Origin of the sequence: Stenotrophomonas sp. SMYL11, from assembly GCF_036320005.1 — a bacterium.
GTDB classification, from domain to species: domain Bacteria; phylum Pseudomonadota; class Gammaproteobacteria; order Xanthomonadales; family Xanthomonadaceae; genus Stenotrophomonas; species Stenotrophomonas maltophilia_A.
The window spans coordinates 227100-251899 of record NZ_JAWIRS010000002.1 but is presented as its reverse complement, the minus strand read 5'-3'; the positions used below and the strand labels follow the sequence as shown (position 1 = coordinate 251899).

The window sequence follows — 24800 nt, the reverse complement described above, 5'->3', positions numbered from 1 at the left end:
CTTTTTCGCATGGCCCACACATTGCCGGTCATAGGCTGGGCCGGTTCCAAGGGAGGTTGTCACCGCAGCACATTCGGGGGGATCCGGGATGGGTAGAAGTGGCACGGACCAGCAGAGCCGCCGGGTGCCGATGACCCGTGGCCTGGGACTGCGATTTGCGTTGTTGACGGGCATGGCGATCGGGCTGGTCGCGCTGTCCGCCTTGATCCAGGAACTACAGGCGGCCTCCACCGCCTGGATTGCCGGCCAGGGCTACTGGTCGCGTGGTCAGCAGGATGCAACCGCTGCGCTGAGCCGCTACCTGGCGCGTCGCGATGCGCAGGACCTGGACGACGCGCGCCAGGCCCTGCAGATTCCGTTGGGCGATCTGCAGGCCCGACTGGCGCTGGAACAGGCGGTACCGGACGAGGAGAAGGCCCGGCAGGGTTTCCTGCAGGGCGGCAACGCGCGCGCAGATATTCCGCGCCTGGTGTTCTCGTTCCGCTACGCCCGTGACTTGGGAGCATTCCGCGAAGCCACTGCACTGTGGCGGCAGACCGATGGTGATCTGGAGGCCGTGCAGGCCCTGGTCGCCGAGCTGCAACGGAGGCATGCGGCAGGAGAACTGCCCGTGGCCGACCGCAATCGCTACCTGCAGCAGCTGCGGGATCTTGATCGCCGCCTGCAGGTGCAGGCCCAGGCGTTCTCGCAGGCACTGCTGAGGATGGCCACCATGGTCCGGATTGCCACGCTGGTGGTCGGCGGACTGTCGGTGCTGGCGATCAGCCTGATGGCAGTGGCGCTGGCGCGTCGTGTCGGCAAGGACCTGACCGAGCACGAGAGCCGGTTCCGCGCGGCGTTCTACCAGGCCAATGTCGGCATGCTGAAGCTCGACACCGATGGCCGGGTGGTCGAGGCCAACCAGGCGATGGCCGATATCCTCGACTACCGGCGCGATGTGCTGCTGCAGATGCTGCTGGGTGACCTGCTGATGGAGGGGGAACTGGTCCTCGATGGCATCGGCCGCATCGACTGGGATCGGCAGCTGCGGCCGAGCGAGCTGCGTTTCCGCCGGCGCGATGGCAGCCTCGTCTGGGGACGCTGGAGCGGTACCGCGGTTCGCAGCTCGGGCGGTGGATTGTCGGTGTTCGCGATCATCGAGGATGTCAGCCAGAACCATGCGCTGGCGCGCGAGATCGAGCACCACGCCAGCCACGATCCGCTGACCGGCCTGATCAACCGCCGCGAGATCGAACGCCTGCTGGAACGCGCGCTGCTGCAGGTCCGGACTGACGGTGGTACGCATGCGCTGTGCTACATCAACCTGGACCACTTCAAGCTGGTCAACGACAGCTTCGGCCATGCCGCCGGCGACCAGATGCTGCGCGGTTTCGCCGACTATCTGGTGGCGGCGGTGCGTGATGGCGATTGGGTCGGCCGCCTGGGGGCCGATGAGTTCGCGGTGTTTCTCGCCCACGCCGGCCAGGACGAAGCCAAGCGGGTGCTGCAGCGGGTGATCCGCAACCTGGGCCAGGCCACGTTCCCGATCAGCGAGGGCAGCCCGCAGTTGAGCTGCAGCATCGGCGTGGTCGAGGTCAGTGCCGACGCCCCCGATGTGAACTGGCTGATGAGCGCTGCCGACAGCGCCTGCTATGCCGCCAAGCAGGCCGGTCGCAACCGCGTGCACTGTTTCAACGAGAACCGCATGGCGCTGGAGGAGCGGCGGCAGGAGGCCGAGCGCCTGCAGGGTGTCAGCCTGGCCATGGCGGAGAATCGCATGCTGCTGTACGCGCAGCGCATCGCTCGCGTGGGCGATCCGTCCTACCTGCACTACGAAGTGCTGGTGCGAATGCGCGGTACCGATGGCAGCCTGCACCTGCCCGGTCAGTTCATGCCGGCGGTGGAGCGCTATGGCATGGCGGTGGCGCTGGACCGGCACGTGCTCGGGCTGCTGTTCCGCCACCTGCAGGTCTGCCCGGCACACGTGCGCCAGCTGGGCCTGTGCAACGTCAACGTGTCGGCGCAGTCGATCGCCGAGCCGGGATTCCTCGCCTTCGTCTGCGACCTGCTCGAGCGCAACCGCGCGCTGGCCTCGAAACTGTGTTTCGAGATCACCGAGACCGCGGCGATCAGCAACCTCAGCCAGGCACGCGCTTTCATCGATGCGGTCAAGGCGCGTGGCTGCCGGATGGCACTGGATGACTTCGGCTCCGGCCTGTCCTCGTTCGGCTATCTGCGCCAGCTGCCTGCGGACATCCTGAAGATCGACGGCACCTTCGTGCGTGACATGGACACCGACCCGGTCAGCCACGCCACGGTGCGGGCGATCAGCGAGCTCGGGCGGGAACTGCAGATGGAGGTGGTGGCCGAATGGGTGGAAACCGCCGAGGTGGCTGGCGCGCTGACCCGGCTCGGCGTGCAGGGCCTGCAGGGCTACGCGATCGAGCGGCCGCAGCCGCTGGAACGGATGACCCTGAGTGACCTGAGGCCGGTCCGCCTGGTGGCGGTGAAGGGGCCTCCGGCCGCTGGCTGAACGGCGCACGGCGACTTTGGTCTACACATGCGCGGTGTGCCCGGCTGCGATAATGCGCGCCAGGGGCGACGCGCAGTGGGCGCGGACGTAAGCAGGAACAGGATGTGGCGTGGGCGTCAGGCAGTGGCGGTACGAAACAGGGGCGCTGCTGGTCGTCCTGCTGATGGGAGTGTTGCTTCCCGGTCTGGTGCACGCGCACCTGGCCGAGGCCGGCCGGGATTTCCTGCTGGTGGGCGCACCGACGGACGAACCGACACCGCATCGTGGCTGTACGCCCGCGATGCTGGCCGGGCCGCGCGAGCAGGTAGAGGTACCGGCGCCGCCCGGGGGCTGGTCGGGGCAACCCCAGGCGCTGGATGTGTTCAACGTGTTCGCTGGCGAAGTCCGCGTACAGCATGGTGACCGCGAGATCTGCGGCAACATGCACGATGCGCGCACCCGTGATTCGCGCTTCCGCGCTGGCATTGGCCTGGTGGCGGTGCCAGCGGCAGGCAGCCATGAGCCGTTCCTGGTGTCGTGGCAGGCGCCGCTGAAAGCGCGCTGGGTGCCGACCTTGCGGCTGGGGGCGCCCAGTCCGGTCCAGCAGAACGATACCGCCCGCCTGCTGGTGCGCGCGGCCTGCATCGCGGTGGCGATCGCGCTGGCGCTGTCGGCATTGATGGCCTACCTGACCACCCGTGACCGCAGCTTCCTGGTCTACATCGGCGCGACGATCGTGGTGGTGGTGTGGCAGGCGGTTCTTGGCGGCTTGAGCGGTTATCCCGAACCGTGGCTGCCGGTGGGCGAGCGCGGTGCATGGTGGCTGCTGGCGCTGACCGCTGCGACCCAGGCGCTGGTACTGCCCGCTCTATGGCGCCTCAACGGCGGGGACCGCTTGCTGCCGCGCTCGCGGCCGGCACAGCAGGGTGTGCTCTGGGGCCTGTTGGGACTGGCTGCACTGGTGCCGTGGCTGCGCTGGGAAACCCTGGCGCTGGTCGCGGAGGGCCTGCAGCTGACCTTCATCCTCGGTTGCCTGTTGTCAGTGGCCGCTGGCATGCGTGCCTGGTTGCGCGGTGACTGCTGGGCGCTGGCAGGCCTGGCGGCGCTGGTGCCGCTGCTGGTGATGATCGCCGCCGATGCCAGCAGTGCGGGGTGGCTGCTGGAGTACCGGGTGGAAGCACTGCAGCTGTCGGTGACCTGGCTGCTGATGATGGCCGCCTATGCCATGAACCAGCGGCTGGGCCGGCTGCGCCAGCAACGCGATGAACTGCGCCAGCTGGCCGAAACCGATGGCCTGACCGGGCTGCCCAACCGCCGGGCCGGCCTGCAGCAGCTGGCCCGTCACCTGGCACAGGTCGACCGTGAGCGCGGCCCGCTGGTGATCGGCTTTCTCGACATCGACCTGTTCAAGGACATCAACGACCGCCATGGCCACGCGGTGGGCGACCAGGTGCTGGTGGCGGTAGCGCGTGCCCTGCGCACGGCGGTGCGCAGCCAGGACGAAGTGGTGCGGATGGGCGGCGAGGAGTTCCTGCTGCTGATGCCGGGCATGCCGCGCGAGGCGGCGTCGGCGCGCCTGGACCGCCTGCGCCAGCGCATCACCGAAGCCGGCCAGGCCCTGCAGGTGCCGGGCCTGGAAGTGACCGCCAGCATCGGACTGGCGCAGTGGCGGCCGGGTGAGGATGACCTGGCCGGGCTGCTGCGGCGGGCCGACCATGCCATGTACGTGGCCAAGCGGGCGGGTCGCAACCGGGTGTTCGACGGCGAGGAGCTCGATCCGCCGGCCCCGGCATGAAGCGCAGCGGGCGGCGATGCCGGATAATGGACCGATGACCACCCGACTCAACAAACATATCGCCGACACCGGCTTCTGCTCCCGCCGCGAGGCCGATCGCCTGATCACCGCGCGCCGCGTCACCGTCAACGGCCACCCGGCCGGCACCGGTGCGGTGGTGGGCGAGGAAGACCAGGTGCTGGTCGACGGCCGGCCGCTGCGCGCGCGCGTGGCACGCAAGCCCGGCGCCCGCCGCCACGTCTACATCGCGCTGAACAAGCCGGTGGGCGTCACCTGCACCACCGAAACCTCGGTCAAGGGCAACATCGTCGACTTCGTCGGCCATGAACAGCGCATCTTCCCGATCGGGCGCCTGGACAAGGAGTCCGAAGGCCTGATCCTGATGACCAGCAACGGCGACATCGTCAACCAGATCCTGCGCGCCGAGAACGGCCACCAGAAGGAGTACCTGGTGGCGGTGAACAAGCCGGTCACCGACGAGTTCCTGCGTGGCATGGCGCGCGGCGTGCGCATCCACGACCAGATGACGCTGCCGTGCAAGACCTCGCGCATCGCCAAGTTCGGATTCCGCATCACCCTGCAGCAGGGCCTGAACCGGCAGATCCGCCTGATGGCCGCCGAATTCGGCTATCGCGTGACCCAGCTGCGCCGCGTGCGCATCGACAACATCAAGATCGGCGCGCTGAAGCCGGGCCAGTGGCGCAACCTGACCGAGCAGGAACTGCAGGGCCTGCTGCCGAAGCAGCTGGACTGGTACCGCGCGGTAGTGCCGGCCGCGGGCGGGCTCCCCCCGGCATCGAATGAGCGCGGGATGCCGGCCAGCGGCCGGCACTCCCCGTTGTGCGGATTGCGCACCGGCATCAGCTAGACTCCGCAGTGACCTGCCGGAACGTGACGCTGCATGATCAAGCCCGACAAGCCTGCCAACGAAGCCCTTCGGCTCGAGGCGCTGTACCGCTACCGGATCCTCGATTCGCAGCGCGAAAAGTCATTCGACGACCTGGTGGCGATCGCCAAGGCGGTCTGCGGTACCTCGATGGCGGCGGTGACCCTCATCGACGTCGAACGGCAGTGGTTCAAGTCGATCCAGGGCATCGACGCGGCGGAGAACCTGCGCAGCGAATCGATGTGTGGCCATGCCATCCTGCAGCCGCAGGAAATCATGGTGGTGGAGGACGCGTTGCAGGACATCCGCTTCCACGACAATCCGGTGGTGACCGGCGACCCGCACATCCGCTTCTACGCCGGCGCGCCACTGATCAGTTCCGATGGCCTGCCATTAGGCACGCTGTGCGTGTTCGACGCACATCCGCAGCAGCTGCCCAGCGACAAGGCCGAGGCACTGGCCGCGCTGTCGCGGCAGGTGATGCTGGTGATGGAACTGCGTCGCTTCGCGCTCGACATCCAGAAACACATGCTGGAGCGTGATGACTACGAGCGCCTGTTGTCGGAGTACCAGGACCTGCTGCTGGCGCAGAATGCCGACCTGGCCGAGCAGAGCCGCACCGATGCGTTGACCGGCCTGCCCAACCGCCGCGCGATGGCGGCAGCGCTGGAACAGGCGGTGGCGGAGATCGAGGGGCAACCGGGCGTGGCCTGCGTGGCCCTGCTGGACATCGACCATTTCAAGCACATCAACGACTTCCAGGGCCACGCTACCGGCGACCGGGTGCTGGCCGAGCTGGGCGTGCTGCTGCGCTCGCACTTTGCCGGCCGTGGCATGGCCGCGCGCTATGGTGGCGAGGAGTTCGTGGCGGTGATGCCGGGCACCGACCTGCGCACGGCCGAACTGCAATGCGAGTTCCTGCGCCTGGCCGTGGCTGATCTGCCCTTGGGTTCCCCGGTCACGATCAGTATTGGTGTGGCCCAGTACCAGCCAGGTGAAAGCGTGGATGACATGCTGGCGCGCGCCGACAAGGCGCTGTACCGGGCCAAGGGCAACGGTCGCAACCGGGTGGAACGGGCGGGCTGAAGCCCCAGGTAGATCCACGCCACGCGTGGATGAAAAATCCATTCGAACGCCGTGCGCGTCGCATTCCCTGCGATCCACGTGCTGCACCATGCCGTCCCTGTTCCCACGGACACAACCATGCTGCAGACCCTTGCCATCGCCCACTATCGCTCGCTGCACGGGCTGGTGCTGCCGCTGCAGCAGTTGAATGTGGTGACCGGCGAGAACGGCAGTGGCAAGTCCAGCCTGTACCGCGCGCTGCGCCTGCTGGCGGAGACCGCACAGGGCGGCGTCACGGCGGTGCTGGCCCGCGAAGGCGGCCTCGCTTCGGCGCTGTGGGCGGGCCCGGAAAAAATGGACCGTCGGGTCACTGCCGGCGAAATCCCATTGCAGGGCGGCCCGCGACAGGAATCGGTGGGACTGAAGCTGGGCTTCACCACCGACGAGTTCGGCTATGCCATCGACCTGGGCTACCCGCCGCCCAGCCGCTCCGCGTTCGCGCTGGACCCGCAGATCAAGGCCGAGGCGATCTGGGCCGGGCCATTCCTGCGCAGCGCCAATCTGCTGGTCGACCGACGTGGGGCAATGGTGCGGCAACGCCATGCGCGCGGCTGGGATCTGGTCGATGACCGCTTGTCGCTGTTCGACAGCTTGTTCACCCAGGTGGGCGACCCGCAGCGCATGCCGGAAGCCATCGCGCTGCGCGAGTACATCCGTCGCTGGCGCTTTTACGATCATTTCCGAAGTGATGCCGATGCTCCGGCGCGACAGCCGGCAATGGCCACACGCACGCCGGTGCTGCATCACGACGGTCGCGATCTGGCCGCAGCGTGGGTGACCATCCTCGAGATCGGAGATCCGGGCGCACTGGCGCGCAGCGTGGACGATGCGTTCCCGGGTGCCACGGTCAGCTTCGAGCCGCTGGATGGCCGGCTGGCATTGCGCTTCCACCAGCCGGGGCTGCTGCGGCCATTGTCGATGGCCGAACTCTCCGACGGCACGCTGCGCTTCCTGCTGCTGGCCGCTGCGCTGCACACGCCGCGTCCGCCGCCGCTGCTGGTGCTCAACGAACCGGAGACCAGCCTGCATCCAGACCTGCTGCCGGCGCTGGCGCGGCTGATCATCGCAGCCAGTGCGCGCAGCCAGGTGTGGGTGGTCTCACACGCCAGCCGGTTGATCGCGGCACTGGAACAGGCACCGGGTTGCCACTCGCTGCACCTGCACAAGGAACAGGGCCGCACGCTGCTGAGCGGGCAGGGCCTGCTGGATGCCCCGCCATGGCACTGGCCGCAGCGTTGACCGAGTGATCCGCGCTCTGCACGCATGCTGTGGCCGTTCCCCCGCTCGTCGCTGCGTTCGGTAGATCCACGCAATGCGTGGATGCACTCAATCGGCGATGTTGCGCGCTTCGGCCGTGCCGAGAATTTCCGGATGCTGCACCGGCTTGCGGCGGTTCAGCAGCGGATGCAGGAACACAGCGCCGACGATGATCGCCACGCCCAGGTAGAACCACGGCGTGACCTCGTGCTGCTCGCGCAGCAGCACCACCGCCAGCACCACCGCGTAGACCGGTTCCAGGTTGGTCACCAGCTGCACCGTGTAGGCGCTCAGGTGGCGTAGCGCGACCAGGGCCAAGGCGAACGGCAGCAGCGTGCAGAACCCGGCCAGTACCAGCAGCAGGATGCCGTCGTGCAGGTCCGGAACCACCCACAGCGGGCTGGCCAGCGCAGGCAGCAGGTATGGCATCAGTGGCGCCAGCAGGGTCAGGGTGAGGGTACCTGCACCCAGCTCCAGTGCGGTGACCGTAAGCGGATCGGCGTGGCTGACCATGCGCTTGTTGAGCGAGCCGAACACCGCCACCAGCAGCGCCGAGATCGCGCCGATCAACACACCCAGGCGCATGCCATCGGGCACGCCACCGACCACCAGTGCAACACCCGGCAGCACGGCCAGGCCGAAGGCCAGTTCACGCAGCTGGAACGGCCGCTTGGCGACCCACGGTTCGATGATCGAGGTGAACACCGGCGCCAGCGCGATGCAGGTGGCGGCCACCGAGGCGTTGGCCAGCTTCACTGCGCCGTAGAACGTCAGCCAGTGCAGGGCGACCAGCGCGCCGATGCCGGCGTAGCCCGCCACCAGGCGCAGTGGCAGGGTGCGCAACCCGCGCCAGACCCGCGGCAGCAGCGCCAGCATCGCCGTCACCAGCAGCATGCGCCACCACACCAGCGGCAGCGCCGGCAGGGTGATCAACTTGCCGAGGATGGCGGTGACGCCCCACAACAGGACACAGAAATGGATCTGCCACAGCGCTTTGCGGGTGTCGGGTGTGCTCATCCGCCTATTGTGAGGCAAGGCGATGACCGCAGCGCTATCCGCGTGAGGAATTGCTGGCCCCATCTACCCGCCGCTGCAGGGCCATCGCCGCCGCCGGGTTGCGTGCCTTGCCCGCACCAATGCACAGCAGGTAGACCTCGCGCGGCTCTGACGGTGCCGGCCCGGCCAGGCAGGGCAGCTCGTCCACCGGTTCGCCGCGTGACCAATGGAGCGCGCGTTCGGCCCAGCGCTGCTGCACGGGTGCCGGCAGACCCTCGTTCAAGCGGGCCTGGCTGCGCTTGATCCTGGCGTAGACGAAGCCGGCACTGACATCGCCGTGTAATGGGGCCTCGTCGCTGTCCTCGATCACCAGCGCCACGCCGTGTCGACGGGCGGCAGCAACCAGTGCCGGGCCATGTGCCTCGGCATTGCGGACCTCCAGCGCATGCTGCAGCGTCACCCCTTCCAGTTGCTTCGGCAGCTGCGCCATCAGGGCACCCAATGCATCGGCATCGGCCGGATGGCGCGGATCGAACTGCCACAGCAACGGGCCGAGCCGGTCATCGAGTGCAATCGCCGCCTGCAGGAAGGGCGCGGCAGCTTCCACCATGCTGGACAGGTCGCGGCGCTGCACCAGATAGCGTGGTGCCTTCATCGAAAACCGGAAACCGTCGGGTGTCTGTGCGGCCCACTGCGCGCACTGCGCCGCGGTGGGCGTGCGGTAGAAGGTGCCGTTGATTTCGATGCAGCGCAGGGAGCGGCTGGCGTGGGCCAGTTCTTCACGCTGGGGCAGGCCCACGGGGTAGAAAACGCCGCCGCGCCATTCGGGAAACACCCAGCCACCAATGCCGCAGCGGATCTCCGCCTGCCGGGCGGTCGCGGTCACTGGCCGTGGTCCGCGCGCCACGGGTCGTAGCTGCCGAACCACCACAGATAGCCTTCCGGATCGGCGCAGGCGTAGCCGCGTCCGCCATAGTCCTGGTCGGCGATGTCGATGACGATGCGGGCGCCGGCGGCCTTGGCTCGCGCGTAGTGTGCGTCGGCGTCGGTGACGATCACACAGGCGCTCTGGGTCTGGCGGCCGCCGACCTCATCGGGCATCGCCGCGTGTTCGCTCCATGCGCTCTGATTGCTTGCCGAGCCGAGCATGATCATGCCGGTGCCGAAGGTCAGCTGTGCATGGAATACCGTATCGCCATCGGCGTAGACCGCCTGGGCATGGAAGCCGAAGGCGCGCTGCAGCCAGTCGATGGCGGCCTGCGCGTCGCGATAGCGCAGGCACGGAATGATGGTGGAGCCGTTGCTCGGTTGGCCGTTCCCGCCCATGACACCCCTCCTATGGCACAGGGCAGGGTGCGCCGCAGACCGTTACCATCGCGCGAAACCCCGGTGACGGCCTGCACATGGCCGCCACCCCTGTTCGGAGATCGTGCTGGATGAAACCCTGGATTGGAGGAGCCGTGCTGCTGGCGTGCACGACCATGGCGAGTGCTGCCACCCCGGCGCAGCTGCAGGACCTGGATGCGACCGTCGAGCGCGTGCGCGCGCAGTTCGACGTGCCCGGCATTGCCGTGGCGGTGGTCAAGGATGGCGAGGTGGTGCTGGAACGCGGCTGGGGCGTGCGCGAGCAGGGCAAGCCGGAACCGGTGCAGGCCGATACGCTGTTCGCCATTGCTTCCAACACCAAGGCGTTCACCGCCACTTCGCTGAACCTGCTGGCCGAGGACGGCAAACTGAAGATGGACGACAAGGTGATCGACCACCTGCCGTCGTTCCGCATGTCCGATCCGTTCGTGACCGGGCAGATGACGATCCGCGACCTGCTGTCGCATCGCAGCGGGCTGAGCCTGGGCGCAGGTGACCTGCTGTTCTGGCCGACCACCTCCTACAGCAATGCCGAAGTGGTGCAGCGGCTGGGCAAGGTGCCGCTGAAGGGCGGTTTCCGCGAGAGCTATGCGTACGACAACATCCTGTACGCGGTTGCCCAGCAGGTGATCGAGCATGTCTCCGGCATGAGTTACCAGCAGTTCCTGCAGAGCCGCATCTTCGACAAGGTGGGCATGGCCGGCACACGCTACAACGCCGATCACCTGAAGCCGGGCGACAAGGCCGCGGTCGGCCACGCCAAGTACGATTTCAAGGACCTGCGCACCGTTGCACCGCTGACCTGGTCGAACAATGCCGGCGCCGGTGGCATCTATTCCAGTGCGCACGACATGGCGCGCTGGATGCAGGTGCAGCTGGCCGAAGGCAAGCTGGCCGATGGCACCGCGCTGTTCAGCGACAAGAGCCAGCAGCAGATGTGGCGGATGATCACGCCGCAGTCGATTCCGGCGCCGAGCGTGCCCGAGTTGGCACCGGCGCGGGCCAACTTTGCCGGCTACGGCGAAGGCTGGAGCCTGAGCGACTACCGCGGCCAGAAACTGGTCTGGCATACGGGTGGCTGGCCGGGCATGGTCTCGCGTTTGACCCTGGTGCCGGGCGAGAAGCTGGGCGTGGTGGTGCTGACCAACCAGGAAGTGGGCGCGGCGTTCAACGCGATCACCCTGAGCGTGCTTGATGCTTACCTGGGCGGTGAGAAGCACGACTGGGTGGACGCCTATGCCAAGGCTGTGGCCAAGGGCCAGGACAAGGCCGACGAGGCCTGGGCCAAGCACCAGAGCGCGCGCGACAAGGGCAGCAAGCCATCGCTGGCACTGGCAGGCTACACCGGCACGTTCCGCGACCGCTGGTATGGCGACATGCAGGTCAGTGCCGAGGGCAAGGCTCTGCGCCTGCGCTTCATGAAGACCGCGCAGCTGAGCGGGCGCCTGGAGCATTGGCAGCATGACACCTTCATCGTGCGCTGGGACGACCGTTCGCTCAACGCCGACGCGTTCGTGAACTTCAGCCTGGATCCGGACGGCAAGGTGCGCGAGGTGCGCATGCAGTCGATCTCCGACCTGACCGATTTCAGCTTCGATTTCCAGGACCTGCTGTTCACTCCGGTGAAATAACGCCGCCGGGCGTGGCCCGGCACTACCGGAACCGCGGTAATCATCGGCTGGCGTACACACGCGGCGTGGGATACTCCGCCGGCTATTGATGGCGAGGGAATGCGATGTTCCGTTGGTTTGAATCCCTGATTCCGGTGTTCCCGCCCGTTGACGGGCGCATGCCGCCGCGCAGGGTGCTGCCGTTCTACCTGCACTACCTGCGCCCGGTGTGGCCGGTGCTGCTGGCCACCCTGATCGCCGGCCTGCTGCTGGCGCTGGTGGAAGTGGCGATGTTCGATTACCTGGGCCGCATCGTCGACATGGTCGCCGAGCAGCCTGGGGCCGATTTCTTCAAGCGCCATGCCAATGAGCTGGGCTGGATGCTGTTCATCACGGTCATCGCGCGGCCGATCCTGGTCGGCCTGCACAACCTGCTGGTCAACCAGGCCATCGTGCCTGGCCTGAGCAACCGCTCGCGCTGGCTGATGCACAACTACGTGGTGCGGCAGAGCCTGAACTTCTTCCAGAACGACTTCGCCGGCAGCGTCGCCAACCGGGTCATGCAGACCGGTACGTCACTGCGCGAGTCGGCCGTGCAGATGGTCGATTCGCTCTGGTACATCGTGGTCTATACCGGCACCGCGCTGTACCTGTTCGCACAGGCCGACTGGCGGCTGATGGTGCCGTTGATCCTGTGGCTGCTGGCCTATGCAGTGATCCTGGCCTACTTCGTGCCGCGCGCGAAGGAACGCGCATGGATCGCCTCCGAAGCGCGTTCCAAGGCGATGGGCCGCATCGTTGATGGCTACACCAACATTCCCACGCTGAAGCTGTTCGCCCATGGCGGCCGCGAGCAGGCCTACGTGGCCGAGTCGATCCAGGAACTGGCGGTCAAGCACCGCGCGCAGACCCGGGTCACCACCGGCATGGACCTGACCATCGCCATCGTCAACGGTTTCCTGATTGCCGGTACCTGTGGCCTGGCGCTGTGGCTGTGGAATGGCGGCCACATCACCGTCGGTGCGATCACGCTGGCGACCGGCCTGGTGATCCGCATCCACAACATGTCCGGCTGGATCATGTGGACCATCAACGGCATCTTCGAGGACATCGGTACGGTGCAGGATGGCATCACCACCATCGCCCAGCCGTTGACCGTGCAGGACCGCGAGGACGCCACCCCGCTGCGGGTGACCCAGGGCGGCGTGCACTTCCAGGACATCCACTTCCATTACGGCAAGAAGGGCGGCGTGATCGCCGGCCTCGACCTGGTGGTGAAGCCGGGCGAGAAGATCGGCCTGGTCGGTCCCTCCGGTGCCGGCAAGTCGACCCTGGTCAACGTGCTGCTGCGCCTGTACGACCTGGAAAGCGGCCGCATCCTGATCGACGATCAGGACATTGCGTACGTTACACAGGAAAGCCTGCGCCAGCAGATCGGCGTGGTCACCCAGGACACCTCGTTGCTGCATCGCTCGATCCGCGACAACCTGCTGTATGGCCGCCCCGATGCCACTGACGAGCAGCTGCATGCCGCCGTGGCCAAGGCGCGCGCCGCAGCCTTCATCGATACGCTGGTGGACGGGCAGGGCCGGCGTGGCTACGACGCGCACGTGGGCGAGCGCGGCGTGAAGCTGTCCGGTGGCCAGCGCCAGCGCATCGCCATCGCCCGCGTGCTGCTGAAGGACGCGCCGATCCTGGTGCTGGATGAGGCGACCTCGGCACTGGATTCGGAAGTGGAAGCGGCGATCCAGGACAGCCTGGACCAGCTGATGGGCGGCAAGACGGTGATCGCGATCGCGCACCGGCTGTCGACCATCGCACGCATGGACCGGCTGGTGGTGATGGACCAGGGCCGCATTGTCGAGACCGGCACACATGCCGAGCTCATTGCGGCCGGTGGACTGTACGCGCGCTTGTGGGCGCGGCAGACCGGTGGTTTCGTGGCTGCAGACCAGTAGATCCACGCCATGCGTGGATGCATCCCTTGGGGTCGGAGGCCCGCATGATTCGTTCTCTACGCCCCCTGCTGCTGGCGCTGGCGCTGGCACTGGTCGCCACAGCCGCAGCCGCTGCATCGCCATCAATGGAAGGCGAAGCCCTCGAGCAGGTCATCCTTCTCAGCCGCCACAACCTGCGCGCACCGGTGGTGGCATCGGGCGCGTTGGCCAATGCGACTCCGGAGCGCTGGCCGAGCTGGGACGTAGGCGCCGGCGAACTGACCACCAAGGGCGGCGTGCTGGAGGTCTACATGGGCAGTTACATCGGCCAGTGGCTGCGCCACGCACAGCTGCTGCCGGTATCAGGCTGCCCGCAGCCGGCGGATTTCCACGCCCATGCCAACAGCCTGCAGCGCACCCAGGCCACCGCGCAGTTTTTCGTTGCCGGTGCGTTCCCGGGCTGCCACGTGACGGTGGAACAGCGCATGCCGCTGGGCACGATGGATCCCTTGTTCAATCCGGTGATCCACAACGTTGATGCGGCCTTCCGCGAACGCGCGTTGTCGGCGATGCAACAGGCGCAGGCCGCATCGGATCTGGCACCGGCGTTGGCGGCGGTGGAGGCGATCACCCGCTACCCGCAGTCGGCTGCGTGCGCAGGCCGCAGCGAATGCCACCTGACGCCGGCCGATTCCATTTTCAGCGCAGAGCCGGGCAAAGAACCGCGTACTTCCGGTTCGCTGGCCCTGGCAAGCGGGTTGGTCGATGCCTTGTTGATGGAGCACTACCAGGGAAGTGGCATCCCCCGCGAAGGCTGGGGCAGATTGAACACGGAGGCCCAATGGCAGGCGCTGGCGCAGGTCCGCAACCGCTACCAGGACATCCTGTTCGGAACGCCCGAGGTGGCGCGGGACGTGGCCGCGCCGCTGCTGGCAAGAGTGAATGCGCTGTTCGAGGACCCGGCATCGCCGAAGGTGAGCCTGCTGGTCGGCCACGATTCCAACATCAGTTCCGTGCTGGCGGCGCTGGGAATCACGGACTACACGTTGCCGGGGCAGTATGAGAAGAGACCGATTGGCGGCCTGCTGCAGTTTGAACGCTGGCGCGACCGCCAAAGCGGTGGCGAGCGTTTCCGCCTGGCCTACGTCTACCCGACCACCGCGCAACTGCGAGATGCGCTGCCGTTGAACGATGTACAGCCACCCGGTCGGGTGGAGCTCGCCCTCCCTGGCTGTGGGCAGAACGGATGCAGTGATGTGCAGTTCGAGCGCGTGCTGCATCGCGCGGTGAATTGAATGCCATCCACGCATGGCGTGGATCTACTGGCAGGCGGGTAGTAGATCCACGCCATGCGTGGATGGGTCCATTTCGGGACGCCGAACGGAAAACGGCCCGGGTTTCCCCGGGCCGTTTTGTTTTGCCTCACACCGGCGCGATCACTCGATCGGCTGGTCCAGCATCAGCTGGCGTGCGAAACGCACCGGCGGTGCGCCGTAGGACAGCATCTGGTCGTGATAGGCCTTCAGGTTGAACTTGTCGCCCAGCTTGTCCTGCATCGCCTTGCGGGTGTCGAAGTGTTCCTGCGCACCGACGAAGTAGGTCGGCAGCTGCGCCGAGGTCAGCTGCGCGCGCACCCACTTGCCCGAGGCTTCGCTTTCCTGCTGGAAGGCGTCATGGGTCATCAGGTGCATCGCCTTCTCGCGATCCCAGTTGTCCACGTGCACACCCTGGTCGAGGATCGCGTTGGAGATGGTGCGCAGGTAGAACTTCAGCTGCACCAGGTGGAACAGCGGGTCGTTGTTGAGGTAACCCTGCTCCTGCATCATGCGCTCGGTGTAGACCGCCCAGCCTTCGGCGAACAGGCCCGAACGCAGCACCGCACGCAGGGTCGACGGGAACTTGGCCGAGTGCCAGCCTTCCAGGTAGTGGCCCGGGGTGCCTTCGTGGATGCTCAGCAGGTGGATCATGCGCGAGTTGTACTCACGCAGGAACGAGTCGACCTGCTTCTCGTTCCAGTCGTCCGGAATCGGCGACACGGCGTAGAAGGTCTTCAGGTTCTTGTCCAGCGGACCCGGCGAATCGCAGTAGGCCACGGCCACGCCACGCTGGAATTCCGGCATCAGGATGATGTCCACCGGTGCATCGGGCAGGGTCACCAGGTCGTGCTCGCGCACGAACGCGGTGGACTGCTCCAGCGCGGCCTTGGCATCGTCGACCACCTTGTCGCGCGCCGGCTTGTCGGCGTAGGCCAGCTCCAGCGCGGCCTCGATCGCCTTCTGCTGCTGCTCGTCGGTCGGCTGTGCCGGCATCTCCGGTGCGCCCGGCTTGTCCTTCAGCACGGTCTGCGCGATGCCGTACATGTCTTCGCGCACGCGCTTGAGTTCGGCGCGTGCTCGCTCGCCGATCTCCTGGCGCGACAGCGACGAGTTCAGCGCGAAGTTCAGCTTCTGGTCGTACTTTTCCGCACCGATGCGGAAGTCGCCCTTGGCGTTCGGCACCAGGGTCTTGTCCAGCCAGGTCTGCTGCTCGTCCACGGCCTTCTTCAGGCCGTCGATGGCGGCCTGCAGGCGCTGCTGGTCGGCCTGCGGCAGTTCACCGATGTGCGGGGTGATGAAGGTATCGACGATGCTGAGGATGCCCTTGTTCTGCTTGGCCACTGTCTCGGCATGGATCTTCGGCACGCGCGCCGGATCCAGGTTCTCGCGGGCCTGGGCGAAGATCGCCGGCAGCTTTTCCATGCGTGCGGTGGCCGACTTCAGCCGCTCGGGCAGCGGCGCGAACTCGCGTGCCATCAGGCCGTAGATCGCGCTGCCAGCGATGCCGTTGTACAGCTGCGGGTCCCACTTGCCGGACTGCAGCACTTCGGCGTTCCAGATTTCCGACTGCAGCTGATTGCGCAGGATCGCCGCATCCACCTGGTTCTCGCGGCCCAGCTTGGCCACGTCGATCTTGTCCAGTTCGCCCAGAAGCGCCTTGTAGGCGGCCAGGGTCTTCTGCTGGCCGGCGGCACTGAGGTCATCCAGCTCGCTGTCGTAGCGGTGGTCACCGATCTGGGTGGCGCTGACCGGCGACAGCTGCATCCAGGTGTCCAAGGCGCGCTTGGAAAGATCGGCGAAGGCGGCATCCACCGCCGCGTCGCCGGCCTGCTGGCTGGCGGCCGGGGTGGAAGCGTTGGTCGGGGCGTCGGCCGGCTGGCAACCGGCCAGGGCGGCGACCAGGGCGAGGGCAAGAAGATGCGGGCGCATCGGCATTCCTGTGCAGGGTCAAACCCCGAGCATAGGGCCCCGGGGCTGCTTTGTCCCCGTGCCATAGGATTACCATGGACGCAGACAAGGACTCTCCAGCGGAGCGCAGGACATGGAATACCAGGGAAGCTGCCATTGCGGCAGGATCGCATTCACCGTGCAGGCCGAGGCACCGATCAGCGACGTCATCGACTGCAACTGCTCGATGTGCCGCCGCCGCGGCAGTCTGCTGTGGTTCGCCCCACGTGCGGCGTTCCAGCTGGATACCGATCCGGCGGACGTGGCGACTTATCACTTCAACAAGGCCCATATCGATCATCACCATTGCCGTGAGTGCGGCGTCGCGCCGTACAGCGAAGCGGTGGACCCGCGTACCGGTGCGCCAATGGTGGCAGTGAACGTTCGCTGCGTGCCGCAGGTAGACCTGGCCACGCTGGCGGTGATGTCCTACGACGGAGCGGCACTGTGACGCCGCTGCGCGCGTGGACGCGTGCGGTGGCGATGCCGGTGCTGCTGCTGGCGCTGGCGGCCTGTGCCAAGAACGGCGAGAGGGCACAGGAGGCGGGTGCCGCCGCTGCCGATGCCGCTATCACGTCCCCGGAAGGCGCATTCCTCGCCTACGAGCATGACGTGCAGGTGCAGCTGGAGGCGGCGCAGATCGCACCGCGCATCCAGCAGGTGGCGCAGGCCTGCCAGAGCTCGAAGTTCGGTGACTGCGCGGTGCTGCAGGTCGACCAGCGCAGTGGCGAGCAGCCCAGCGGTGAGGTCAAGGTACGCATCGCGCCGAAGGGCACCGAGCCGCTGATCGCGATGGCCGGTGAAGGCGGCACGCTGCAGTCGCGCAATACGCGCGCCGAGGACCTTGCACGGGAGGTGGCCGATACGGCACTGACCAAGGCGCGGCTGGAGAAGGAACACGCGCGGCTGTTGTCCTACCAGGACCGCAAGGACCTGAAGATCGAAGATCTGATGACGATCACCACGCGTCTGTCGGAGATCGAAGCCGGTGTCGAGCAGGCCAACAAGGATGCCGCGCAACAGCGCCGGCGCATTGATACCCAGCTGGTGACGATCCACTTCGATACGACGTCCGGCCAGCGCAGCCGCAGCGAGATCGGTGAGGCGCTGAGCGAGTCGGGCAGCATCCTCAGCACCAGTATTGCGTTCCTGATCCGCGCCGCGGCCGCGCTGCTGCCGGTGGCAGTGCTGGCCCTGATCGCAGCCTGGGGTGTGCGGGCCTGGTGGCGCCGCCGCCGTCGCAAGCTACCGCCCAACCTCTGAGGTGAACACTGATGCCGGTAGCCTGCCGGCATCAGCCCTCGTCGGTCTCGTACTCGACGAACACATCCAGCTCCAGCGCCAGTTCCTGCACCGCATCGCGCACCTTCTGCGCGGTGCTTTCATTGCCGACTTCCACTTCCAGCTCGTGGATGCCCGGGCCGATGTCATCGGACAGCCCGGCCGAACTGGAATCGTCGTCGTCCATGTGCGGCATCAGGTCGTCGGTTTCCTCGACATGCTCGATGCCGTCCAGGCCGAGCAGCAGGTCGCTGATGGCGCGGGCGTCGTCTTCGGTTCCGGTGATGCGCAGTCGCAGCATGGCCATGGCGTAGTCACGTTGTGGGGTTGCCAGCAGCCTAGCCAGCGTGAAGCAAAGAACGGGTGAGGGCGCAGTCAGGCGCGTGTGGCCGGGCGCCCGAGCAGGCTTTCCGGCAATGCGGGAATCGGCGTGCGTTCGTCCTGCGCCTGCTCCAGCAACCAGTCGATGAACAGGCGCGCGGCGTGGCTCGGCGGTTGCCCTTCTGCATGCACCACGTGATACGCGTAGCGCGCTTTCAGCGCCGGGCCGGGCAGGCGCACCACCTCGTAGCGCTGCAGGTAGGGCTGCGCGATGTGGGTGCGTGCCAGCACCGCGCCCATGCCGTACACCGCGGCACGCATCGCATCGGTACTGTCGGCGAAGGTATGCATCGGCGGCAGCGGCGACGGTGGACGCACGCCTGCGTGGCGGAACCAGTCGCGCCAGCCCTGCGGCGAAAGATCGGTCAGCAGCGGCAACCCGGCGATGCGCGCCGGATCGACCAGCGTTTCCACCCCGGCCAGCGCCGGTGAGGCCACCGGGAACAGGTAGTCATCCATCAGGTGCTGCGTACGCAGGCCCGGCCACTGGCCCAGGCCATAGCGGATGCCCACTTCCGGCCCGTTATCGTCGTAGCGATCCAGCCCGCTGCCCGTATGCAGCTCGATGCGGATGTGCGGGTAGGCCTGGGTGAAGCGTGGCAGTCGCGGCAGCAGCCAGCAGTAGGAAAGCGAGCGCAGCGTGGTGATCCGCAGCGGCACGCTGTCGGCATCCGGCTGCAGGTGATGGGCGACCGCTGCGACATCGGAGAAGGCGGCGCTGGCGGCGTCGGCCAGCTGCCGGCCCTCGGCAGTCAGGCGCACGCCGCGGGCGTGGCGCAGGAACAGCCGGGTTTCCAGCACCTCCTCCAGCCGGCGCACATGGTGGCTGACCGCGCTGGCAGTCAGGTGCAGCTCCTGGGCGGCCTGGGCGAAGTTCTGGTGGCGCGCTGCAACCGCGAACACGGCCAGTGCGGGGAGCAGGGAAGGGCGTAGCTGCATGTCCAGCCTCAAACCATATTTGTGGCTGGCAGCGATACTACGCGCTTGTGCGGCAGGCGTCTGCGCCCGATCCTGTCTGCCTTGGCGAGGAACAGGCGATGGACGGAGGCAGGGCATGAATGCGGTACCACAGGCGGCCGAGCGCGACTGGCGCACGCCGCTGGAACTGACCCTGCTGGGCGCCATCTGGGGCTGCTCGTTCCTGTTCATGCGGGTGGCAGTGCCTTCGTTCGGTCCGTTCGCGCTGGTCGAGGTGCGACTGGTGCTGGGCGCGCTGGTGCTGCTGCCGTTCCTGTGGCACGCGCGGGCGCAGTTCCCGCCGCGGCGCTGGCTGTGGCTGGCACCGATCGGCCTGATCAACTCGGCGCTGCCGTTCGTGCTGTTCGCCTATGCCGCCGAACGGGCGCCGGCCGCGATCGGCGCGATCTGCAATGCGATGACCGTGCTGTTCGCCGCGCTGATCGCCTTCCTGTTCTTCGGTGAAAAGATCGGCATGCGCCGCGCTGGCGCGTTGCTGGTGGGCTTTGCCGGCGTGGTGGTGCTGGCCACGGCCAAGGTGTCCGGCCTGAGCATCGGCACCGCGGTGATCGCCGGCGCTGCGGCGTCGCTGCTGTATGGCCTCGGCGTAAACCTGGTGAAGCGGCACATGTCCGGCCTGCCGTCGGCGGCGGCTGCGGCGGCCACGCTGTCGTGTGCCTCGCTGTGGATGCTGCCGATGGCGGTCAGCCACTGGCCGCAGGCGGCGATTCCGCTGAAGGCCTGGGGCGCGGCGATCGCCTTGGGCGTAGCCTGCACCGGGCTGGCGTTCCTGATGTTCTATCGCCTGATCGGGCGTATCGGACCGTCGCGCGCGTCGACGGTGACTTACCTGATTCCGCTGTTCGGCGCGGCGTTTGCATGGTTGTTCCTGGGGGAAGCGGTGACGGTGCAGATGTTGATTGCCGGTGTGTTGATCCTGGGTAGCGTGGCGGTGAGTCAGAAGGGCTGAGGCGTTTAGCGCGTGGCGCGTGCTGAAGGTGCTTCATTGTTCATGGGCGTTACTTTTCTTTGTACGCAAAGAAAAGTAACCAAAAGAAACGTTCCGCCGGCCGCGAGCCGATGCGCGTTGCGCATCGGTGCCCTGCGCTCCTCGGCCCGTCGAGGGACGGCGCGGGAACTCGCTGCGCTCAGACACCCGCGCCTCTTCGCCCTCGCCGGACCTGCGGTGCTCGGCTCGCTCAAGGCGGACCCAGATCAAAGGCCACAGCAGCACCCAGTAGATGCACGCCATGCGTGGATGCTTTTGCGGTTGATCTTGACCTTCCAGTCCGCCTTGAGCGAGCCGAGCATCGCAGGGGAATCAGGGGCGAAGAGGCGCCGATGTTTGAGCGCAGCGAGTTCGGCGCCGTCCCCTGCTTCACCGAGAAGCGCAGGGGACCGGCGTGCGAAGCACGGCGGCTCGCGACCTGGCGGCGCTTTTCTTTTGGTTACTTTTCTTTTCGCGCGAAAAGAAAAGTGACGCCCATGAACGATGAAGCACCTTCAGCACGCGCCACGTGCACAACCCGCGACGGCGTTACTTCACCGGCACCGGAATATTGCAGAGATCGATGTGCCCCGCCGGGCGCTTGTAGAAATCATCCACGCGATTGCGACGCGCCTCCACCGTATCGGCGAAGGCCTTTGAATCGGTGCGCAGCACCTGGATCGGCGTGCGCTCGGCCGCCGGCACGTCGCTGGCGCGGCGGATCGACATGATCGGCGTGCGCAGCTTCGGGTCGCTGTAGAAGCCCATCGGCGCCGGGCCGCGCGGGATCGCGCTGAGCAGTTCCATGCCCTTCAGCACGCGACCGACCAGGGTGATGTTGCGATCCAGCTGGCGCGGCGACTGCCCGGTCACCACATAGAGTTCGGCGCCGATGCTGCTGTCTTCCTCGTTGCTGCGGCCCGCGCCCAGCATGCCGTAGCAGTGCGCCAGCCAGGCCTTGCCGGCCTGTGGGTCCTGGCCGACCGGGAAGCCGTCGATGAAACCGGTCTGCGCGGCCCAGCCATCGCGATCTGGCAGCACGCTGACCTTCAGGCCAGCGCTGGCGCGATCGAATTCGGCCGGCAGCTTGCGCGCGGCACTGCCGAACGGCTTGGCCTTGGCCGCGTCATCGGCGTCGGCATCGCCGAATTGCACCACGAAGTTGTCCTGCGAGCGGTAGATGCTGGTGCCGTCCCAGAAGTGCTCGTGGGCGAAGGTCTGGATGTTGGCGACATGGCGCGGAGCGAACTGCGGCGCCAGCTCGATGATCACCCGCCCGGCCGGCAGGTCCATGTACAGCAGGTTGGCCGGGTCCGGCGTGCGCCAGTCGCTGGCCGCCGAGGCGTCCAAGATCTGCTGCGGGCTGCGGTACGGCGTGGCCGCGCTGGCCAGGGCGGGCAGCAGGCAGGACAGGGCGAGGGCGGTCAGGGCAAGGCGACGACGGTGCGGCATGGGAACCCCGGAACATGAACGAGGCTTCGATTCTGCGTGACCAGGGACTACATCGCCAAGCGGTATATAGGGCAATCCCGTCAGCCTGCGCACCGCAGTTCGTGGAGCGCCATGGTGGCATTGACATTCGCAGGGTCTAGATGTCTGCTAGAGAATATTTGGAAAGTGATTATGAAGAATAAAGAGCAGTTAAGGTTGCTGGTTGATGCAGTGACGTCCTCTGAGGACTATGAGGGTAATTATGGATGCCGCGCAACGGGCACGGACGCGACGTTATCCAGTGTTGATGAGTCACATCGTCAACAGGTTCCAGGTGACTATCTGGAATTTATCGCCGAATTTGGTTTCGGAGAATTGGATGCGGCATTTCACCTTGATGATGGTCCAGAGAGGTATTCGACTATTTGCGGTCGGGAAGTTGAAGGTTATGAGGGTATTTACGTATTCGGTGGAAATTCTGGCGATGTGCTGTACGCTTTCGATGCGGAAAATAATTGGCAAGTCGTAGAGGTTAGTTCCGAATCGGACGGTGTCGACGTGTTGGCATCGAGCTTTTCTGATTTCATCCTGGAGCAGCTGAAATACATCAAGTCGTTAGTTGAGCGGCGTGCGGCAGGCTGATTGCCTGGGGTCATCTGAACAGTCATCCCAATATTGCCGGTCGCTGGCCGCCGACGCATCGAGGATCTGCTGCGGGCTGCGGTACGGCGTGGCCGCGCTGGCCAGGGCGGGCAGCAGGCAGGACAGGGCGAGGGCGGTCAGGGCAAGGCGACGACGGTGCGGCATGGGAACCCCGGAACATGAACGAGGCTTCGATTCTGCGCGACGAGATACCGTATCGCCAAGTGACATGCGGGGCATTCGCGTCAGCCTGCGCGCCGCCTCTTGGACGATCCAAACGGTCTGGCATCAACGCCTATCTTTCTTCTGCAATTAGACCGGAGTAATGGCCGAAGACAGGAACAGGTTCATAGTTGCCTGTCGGATCGTGTGTAGTTGAAGACTCTTCCAGATGATGAGGCGAGAAATTCTCCCTGGTTATCGTAAGCCGACCATCTTCATTGAAGAGGTGGCTGGTCCCTTCGGCAATGCTGTCACTCTTCTCATCGAACGTTCTATGTACCGCCATGCTCAGGAACAGATTTCCCGGTGCTACCTGCTGGAACTGATACGTCAGGCGCTCCCTTAGATGTTCATCCAGAAAGTCGACGCCAATCATGTCTTTGTCCAATAGCACATCGACAGTCGCTGATGGCGTGGTGGGGGAGCCAACGAGAACCGTATAGCGAGCCTGGCTCTCATGTCTCGATTTGGCTTCGGATTCACTGATTATGTTTCGGGCGGACTTCTTTGCGCCAAACCAGAAGTCGCAATAATAAAACTCAGTCATAAGTGGATATTCCCGGGATCGTCGTGCTCGCAAGAGCTGGATCAGCCGCTGCGCTGTTGGAATACGACGGTATGCCGCGGCTCGCAGAGGGACAAGCAAGCCAATGGGCCTGCCGGCCAGGTGGTCAGCCGACCCTCGCCAACCGGCAGAGTGACTAACGACACATTCGCTATACCGAACTTCGCACTACTGTGGACTTCAACGTAGTGGAGGGCCGGGCATGTCCGAAGACGACGTCCACCTGAAGAAGTTCCAGAAGGAGCTCAGTGCCGGAACGGTGTCGCTGGCCCTGCTGGCGGTGCTGGCCCGGGCCGGCGAGCCGCTGTACGGCTACCTGATCGCCAAGGAGCTGGAGCGTGTCGGCGAAGGCGTGCTGAGCGGCAAGCAGAGCGCGCTGTACCCGGTACTGCGCAACCTGGAAGGCGCCGGCCTGCTGGAAAGCCATGTGGAGCCGTCCAGCAGCGGGCCGCCGCGGCGCTACTACCACATCAATGAACGTGGCCGCGAGGTGCTGGCGCAATGGCGCCAGGCCTGGCAGGCCACCCGCGATTCCGTCGATTCCGTGTTGGAGGGGGTACCGCAATGAACGACCCGAGCCTGGCAGGCCGTGCCCTGCCGACCACCATCCCGCAGTACCTGGCGCAGCTGCGCGCGGCGCTGGACGGCGCCGATCCGGCGATGGTGCAGGACGCGCTGTACGACGCCGAGGAGTACCTGCGCTCGGAACTGGCGGCGCAGCCCGGCCGCAGCGAGGCCGAGGTGATCGCCGACGTCGCCGGCAGCTACGGTGCGCCGGACGAAGTGGCCGAGATCTACCGCGAGACCGAAGTGACGGTGAACCGCGCGCTGCGCACGCCACGTGCGGATACCGCGCCGGTGCTGCGTGCGGCGGCCGAAGCCAGTGGTGTCGAGCCCGCTGCGCCGCCACCGGCGCCGGTGCAGCGCTCGCTGCTGGCGCGCTTCTTCGGTGTGGTGACCGATCCGCATACCTATGGCGCGCTGTTCTACATGCTGCTGTCGCTGGCCACCGGCATCTTCTTCTTCACCTGGGTGGTGACGGGCCTGTCGCTGTCGCTGGGCCTGCTGATCCTGATCATCGGCATCCCGCTGACCGTGCTGTTCTTCGGTTCGGTGCGCGGGCTGGCGCTGCTGGAAGGGCGGTTGGTGGAAGCGCTGCTGGGCGAGCGCATGCCGCGCCGTCCGCGTTACACCGACCGCAGCCGCACATGGCTGCAGCGCATCGGGGACATGTTCACCGATGGCCGCACCTGGCTGACGCTGCTGTACTTCGTGCTGATGCTGCCGCTGGGCGTCATCTACTTCACCATCGCGGTGACGCTGCTGTCGCTGTCGCTGAGCCTGATCTGGGCGCCGGTCGCGGCGATCTTCAGTGGCGACATTCCGGGCGTGTACGTCGACGGCGTGAATGTACTGCCGATGGCGGCCTCGCCGCTGGTTGCGATCGCGGTTGCCGCGGCGGGCGCCCTGCTGCTGCTGCTGACGATGCACCTGGCACGCGGCATCGGCAAGCTGCACGGGCTGATCGCCAAGAACCTGCTGGTGCGCTTGTAAGCAGGGGCCGACGCTCTGGTAGGTGCCAACCTTGGTTGGCACGATCCATCGGTG

21 protein-coding genes and 2 pseudogenes are annotated in these 24800 nt (G+C 66.4%); 14 read left to right on the top strand and 9 right to left on the bottom strand.

Annotation, left to right across the window (positions count from 1 at the left end; translation table 11 throughout):
- Positions 1–88 precede the first annotated feature (88 nt).
- The 5 genes and pseudogenes from V3B46_RS05080 (at position 89) to V3B46_RS05060 (ending at position 7536) form a co-directional block, all read left to right on the top strand.
- Positions 89–2512 (top strand): putative bifunctional diguanylate cyclase/phosphodiesterase, encoded by a 2424-nt coding sequence (locus V3B46_RS05080; RefSeq protein WP_154262874.1) that lies wholly within the window; start codon positions 89–91, stop codon positions 2510–2512.
- A 109-nt stretch (positions 2513–2621) separates the two neighbouring features.
- Positions 2622–4286: a sensor domain-containing diguanylate cyclase gene (locus V3B46_RS05075; protein WP_154262875.1), complete on the top strand. Its 1665-nt coding sequence runs from the start codon at positions 2622–2624 to the stop codon at positions 4284–4286.
- A 34-nt stretch (positions 4287–4320) separates the two neighbouring features.
- Positions 4321–5040, top strand: a pseudogene (locus V3B46_RS05070) (pseudouridine synthase); the annotation flags it as partial.
- Positions 5041–5187: 147 nt separating this feature from the next.
- Complete coding sequence (locus V3B46_RS05065) at positions 5188–6258, top strand: sensor domain-containing diguanylate cyclase (protein ID WP_329891281.1); 1071 nt, start codon at positions 5188–5190, stop codon at positions 6256–6258.
- 117 nt (positions 6259–6375) lie between these two features.
- Entirely contained in the window at positions 6376–7536 is a 1161-nt protein-coding gene (locus V3B46_RS05060) for an AAA family ATPase (protein ID WP_329891280.1), read from the top strand.
- Positions 7537–7623: 87 nt separating this feature from the next.
- Here V3B46_RS05060 and V3B46_RS05055 read toward each other — a convergent pair whose 3' ends face one another.
- The 3 genes from V3B46_RS05055 to V3B46_RS05045 are packed head-to-tail and all read right to left on the bottom strand — an operon-like array spanning position 7624 to position 9876.
- The gene (locus tag V3B46_RS05055) at positions 7624–8571 is read right to left on the bottom strand and encodes a DMT family transporter (protein WP_032128349.1); all 948 of its coding nucleotides are present in this window, start codon (positions 8569–8571) and stop codon (positions 7624–7626) included.
- Between the two features lie 34 nt (positions 8572–8605).
- A complete protein-coding gene (locus V3B46_RS05050) occupies positions 8606–9436 on the bottom strand; it encodes a DUF72 domain-containing protein (protein WP_329891279.1) in 831 nt (276 codons plus the stop codon).
- Positions 9433–9876, bottom strand: coding sequence for a VOC family protein (locus V3B46_RS05045; RefSeq protein WP_099474180.1), 444 nt, complete (start codon positions 9874–9876; stop codon positions 9433–9435). Before V3B46_RS05045 ends, V3B46_RS05050 begins: the two co-directional genes overlap by 4 nt.
- Positions 9877–9986: 110 nt before the next feature.
- Here V3B46_RS05045 and V3B46_RS05040 point away from each other — a divergent pair, with 110 nt between their 5' ends.
- From V3B46_RS05040 to agp, 3 genes are all read left to right on the top strand, one after another.
- Positions 9987–11546 carry a serine hydrolase gene (locus tag V3B46_RS05040; protein ID WP_049424591.1) on the top strand — a complete coding sequence of 520 codons (1560 nt, stop codon included), beginning with the start codon at positions 9987–9989 and terminating at the stop codon, positions 11544–11546.
- A gap of 104 nt (positions 11547–11650) precedes the next feature.
- Positions 11651–13483 (top strand): multidrug efflux ABC transporter SmrA, encoded by a 1833-nt coding sequence (gene smrA / locus V3B46_RS05035; protein ID WP_329891278.1) that lies wholly within the window; start codon positions 11651–11653, stop codon positions 13481–13483.
- A 44-nt stretch (positions 13484–13527) separates the two neighbouring features.
- Positions 13528–14757 (top strand): bifunctional glucose-1-phosphatase/inositol phosphatase, encoded by a 1230-nt coding sequence (gene agp, locus V3B46_RS05030; protein WP_329891277.1) that lies wholly within the window; start codon positions 13528–13530, stop codon positions 14755–14757.
- A 141-nt stretch (positions 14758–14898) separates the two neighbouring features.
- Here the strand turns inward: agp and V3B46_RS05025 are convergent, their stop codons facing one another.
- On the bottom strand, positions 14899–16707 hold the full coding sequence (locus V3B46_RS05025; protein ID WP_329891276.1) for a DUF885 domain-containing protein: 1809 nt from the start codon (positions 16705–16707) through the stop codon (positions 14899–14901).
- Between the two features lie 112 nt (positions 16708–16819).
- On the opposite strand from V3B46_RS05025, the gene V3B46_RS05020 reads away from it, so the two are divergent.
- Complete coding sequence (locus V3B46_RS05020; RefSeq protein ID WP_329891275.1) at positions 16820–17176, top strand: GFA family protein; 357 nt, start codon at positions 16820–16822, stop codon at positions 17174–17176.
- A 32-nt stretch (positions 17177–17208) separates the two neighbouring features.
- On the top strand, positions 17209–17988 hold the full coding sequence (locus tag V3B46_RS05015; RefSeq protein WP_329891481.1) for a DUF4349 domain-containing protein: 780 nt from the start codon (positions 17209–17211) through the stop codon (positions 17986–17988).
- A 31-nt stretch (positions 17989–18019) separates the two neighbouring features.
- On the opposite strand, the gene V3B46_RS05010 is transcribed toward V3B46_RS05015, so the two are convergent.
- Complete coding sequence (locus V3B46_RS05010; protein WP_005415831.1) at positions 18020–18313, bottom strand: hypothetical protein; 294 nt, start codon at positions 18311–18313, stop codon at positions 18020–18022.
- A 68-nt stretch (positions 18314–18381) separates the two neighbouring features.
- On the bottom strand, positions 18382–19326 hold the full coding sequence (locus tag V3B46_RS05005; protein ID WP_154262888.1) for a LysR substrate-binding domain-containing protein: 945 nt from the start codon (positions 19324–19326) through the stop codon (positions 18382–18384).
- A 115-nt stretch (positions 19327–19441) separates the two neighbouring features.
- On the opposite strand from V3B46_RS05005, the gene V3B46_RS05000 reads away from it, so the two are divergent.
- A complete protein-coding gene (locus V3B46_RS05000; RefSeq protein ID WP_329891274.1) occupies positions 19442–20314 on the top strand; it encodes a DMT family transporter in 873 nt (290 codons plus the stop codon).
- A 567-nt stretch (positions 20315–20881) separates the two neighbouring features.
- Here V3B46_RS05000 and V3B46_RS04995 read toward each other — a convergent pair.
- Positions 20882–21784 (bottom strand): peptidylprolyl isomerase, encoded by a 903-nt coding sequence (locus V3B46_RS04995; protein ID WP_329891273.1) that lies wholly within the window; start codon positions 21782–21784, stop codon positions 20882–20884.
- Positions 21785–21955: 171 nt separating this feature from the next.
- On the opposite strand from V3B46_RS04995, the gene V3B46_RS04990 reads away from it, so the two are divergent.
- Positions 21956–22405 (top strand): SMI1/KNR4 family protein, encoded by a 450-nt coding sequence (locus V3B46_RS04990; RefSeq protein ID WP_329891272.1) that lies wholly within the window; start codon positions 21956–21958, stop codon positions 22403–22405.
- Between the two features lie 39 nt (positions 22406–22444).
- Here V3B46_RS04990 and V3B46_RS04985 read toward each other — a convergent pair.
- Together V3B46_RS04985 and V3B46_RS04980 are read right to left on the bottom strand one after the other, a co-directional pair.
- Positions 22445–22570: pseudogene (locus V3B46_RS04985) on the bottom strand (peptidylprolyl isomerase); the annotation flags it as partial.
- Between the two features lie 130 nt (positions 22571–22700).
- The gene (locus V3B46_RS04980; protein WP_329891271.1) at positions 22701–23174 is read right to left on the bottom strand and encodes a hypothetical protein; all 474 of its coding nucleotides are present in this window, start codon (positions 23172–23174) and stop codon (positions 22701–22703) included.
- 220 nt (positions 23175–23394) lie between these two features.
- On the opposite strand from V3B46_RS04980, the gene V3B46_RS04975 reads away from it, so the two are divergent.
- Complete coding sequence (locus V3B46_RS04975; RefSeq protein ID WP_329891270.1) at positions 23395–23760, top strand: PadR family transcriptional regulator; 366 nt, start codon at positions 23395–23397, stop codon at positions 23758–23760.
- Positions 23757–24746 (top strand): sensor domain-containing protein, encoded by a 990-nt coding sequence (locus V3B46_RS04970; protein WP_329891269.1) that lies wholly within the window; start codon positions 23757–23759, stop codon positions 24744–24746. The genes V3B46_RS04975 and V3B46_RS04970 overlap by 4 nt, the downstream gene beginning before the upstream one ends.
- The last annotated feature ends 54 nt before the right edge of the window (positions 24747–24800 follow it).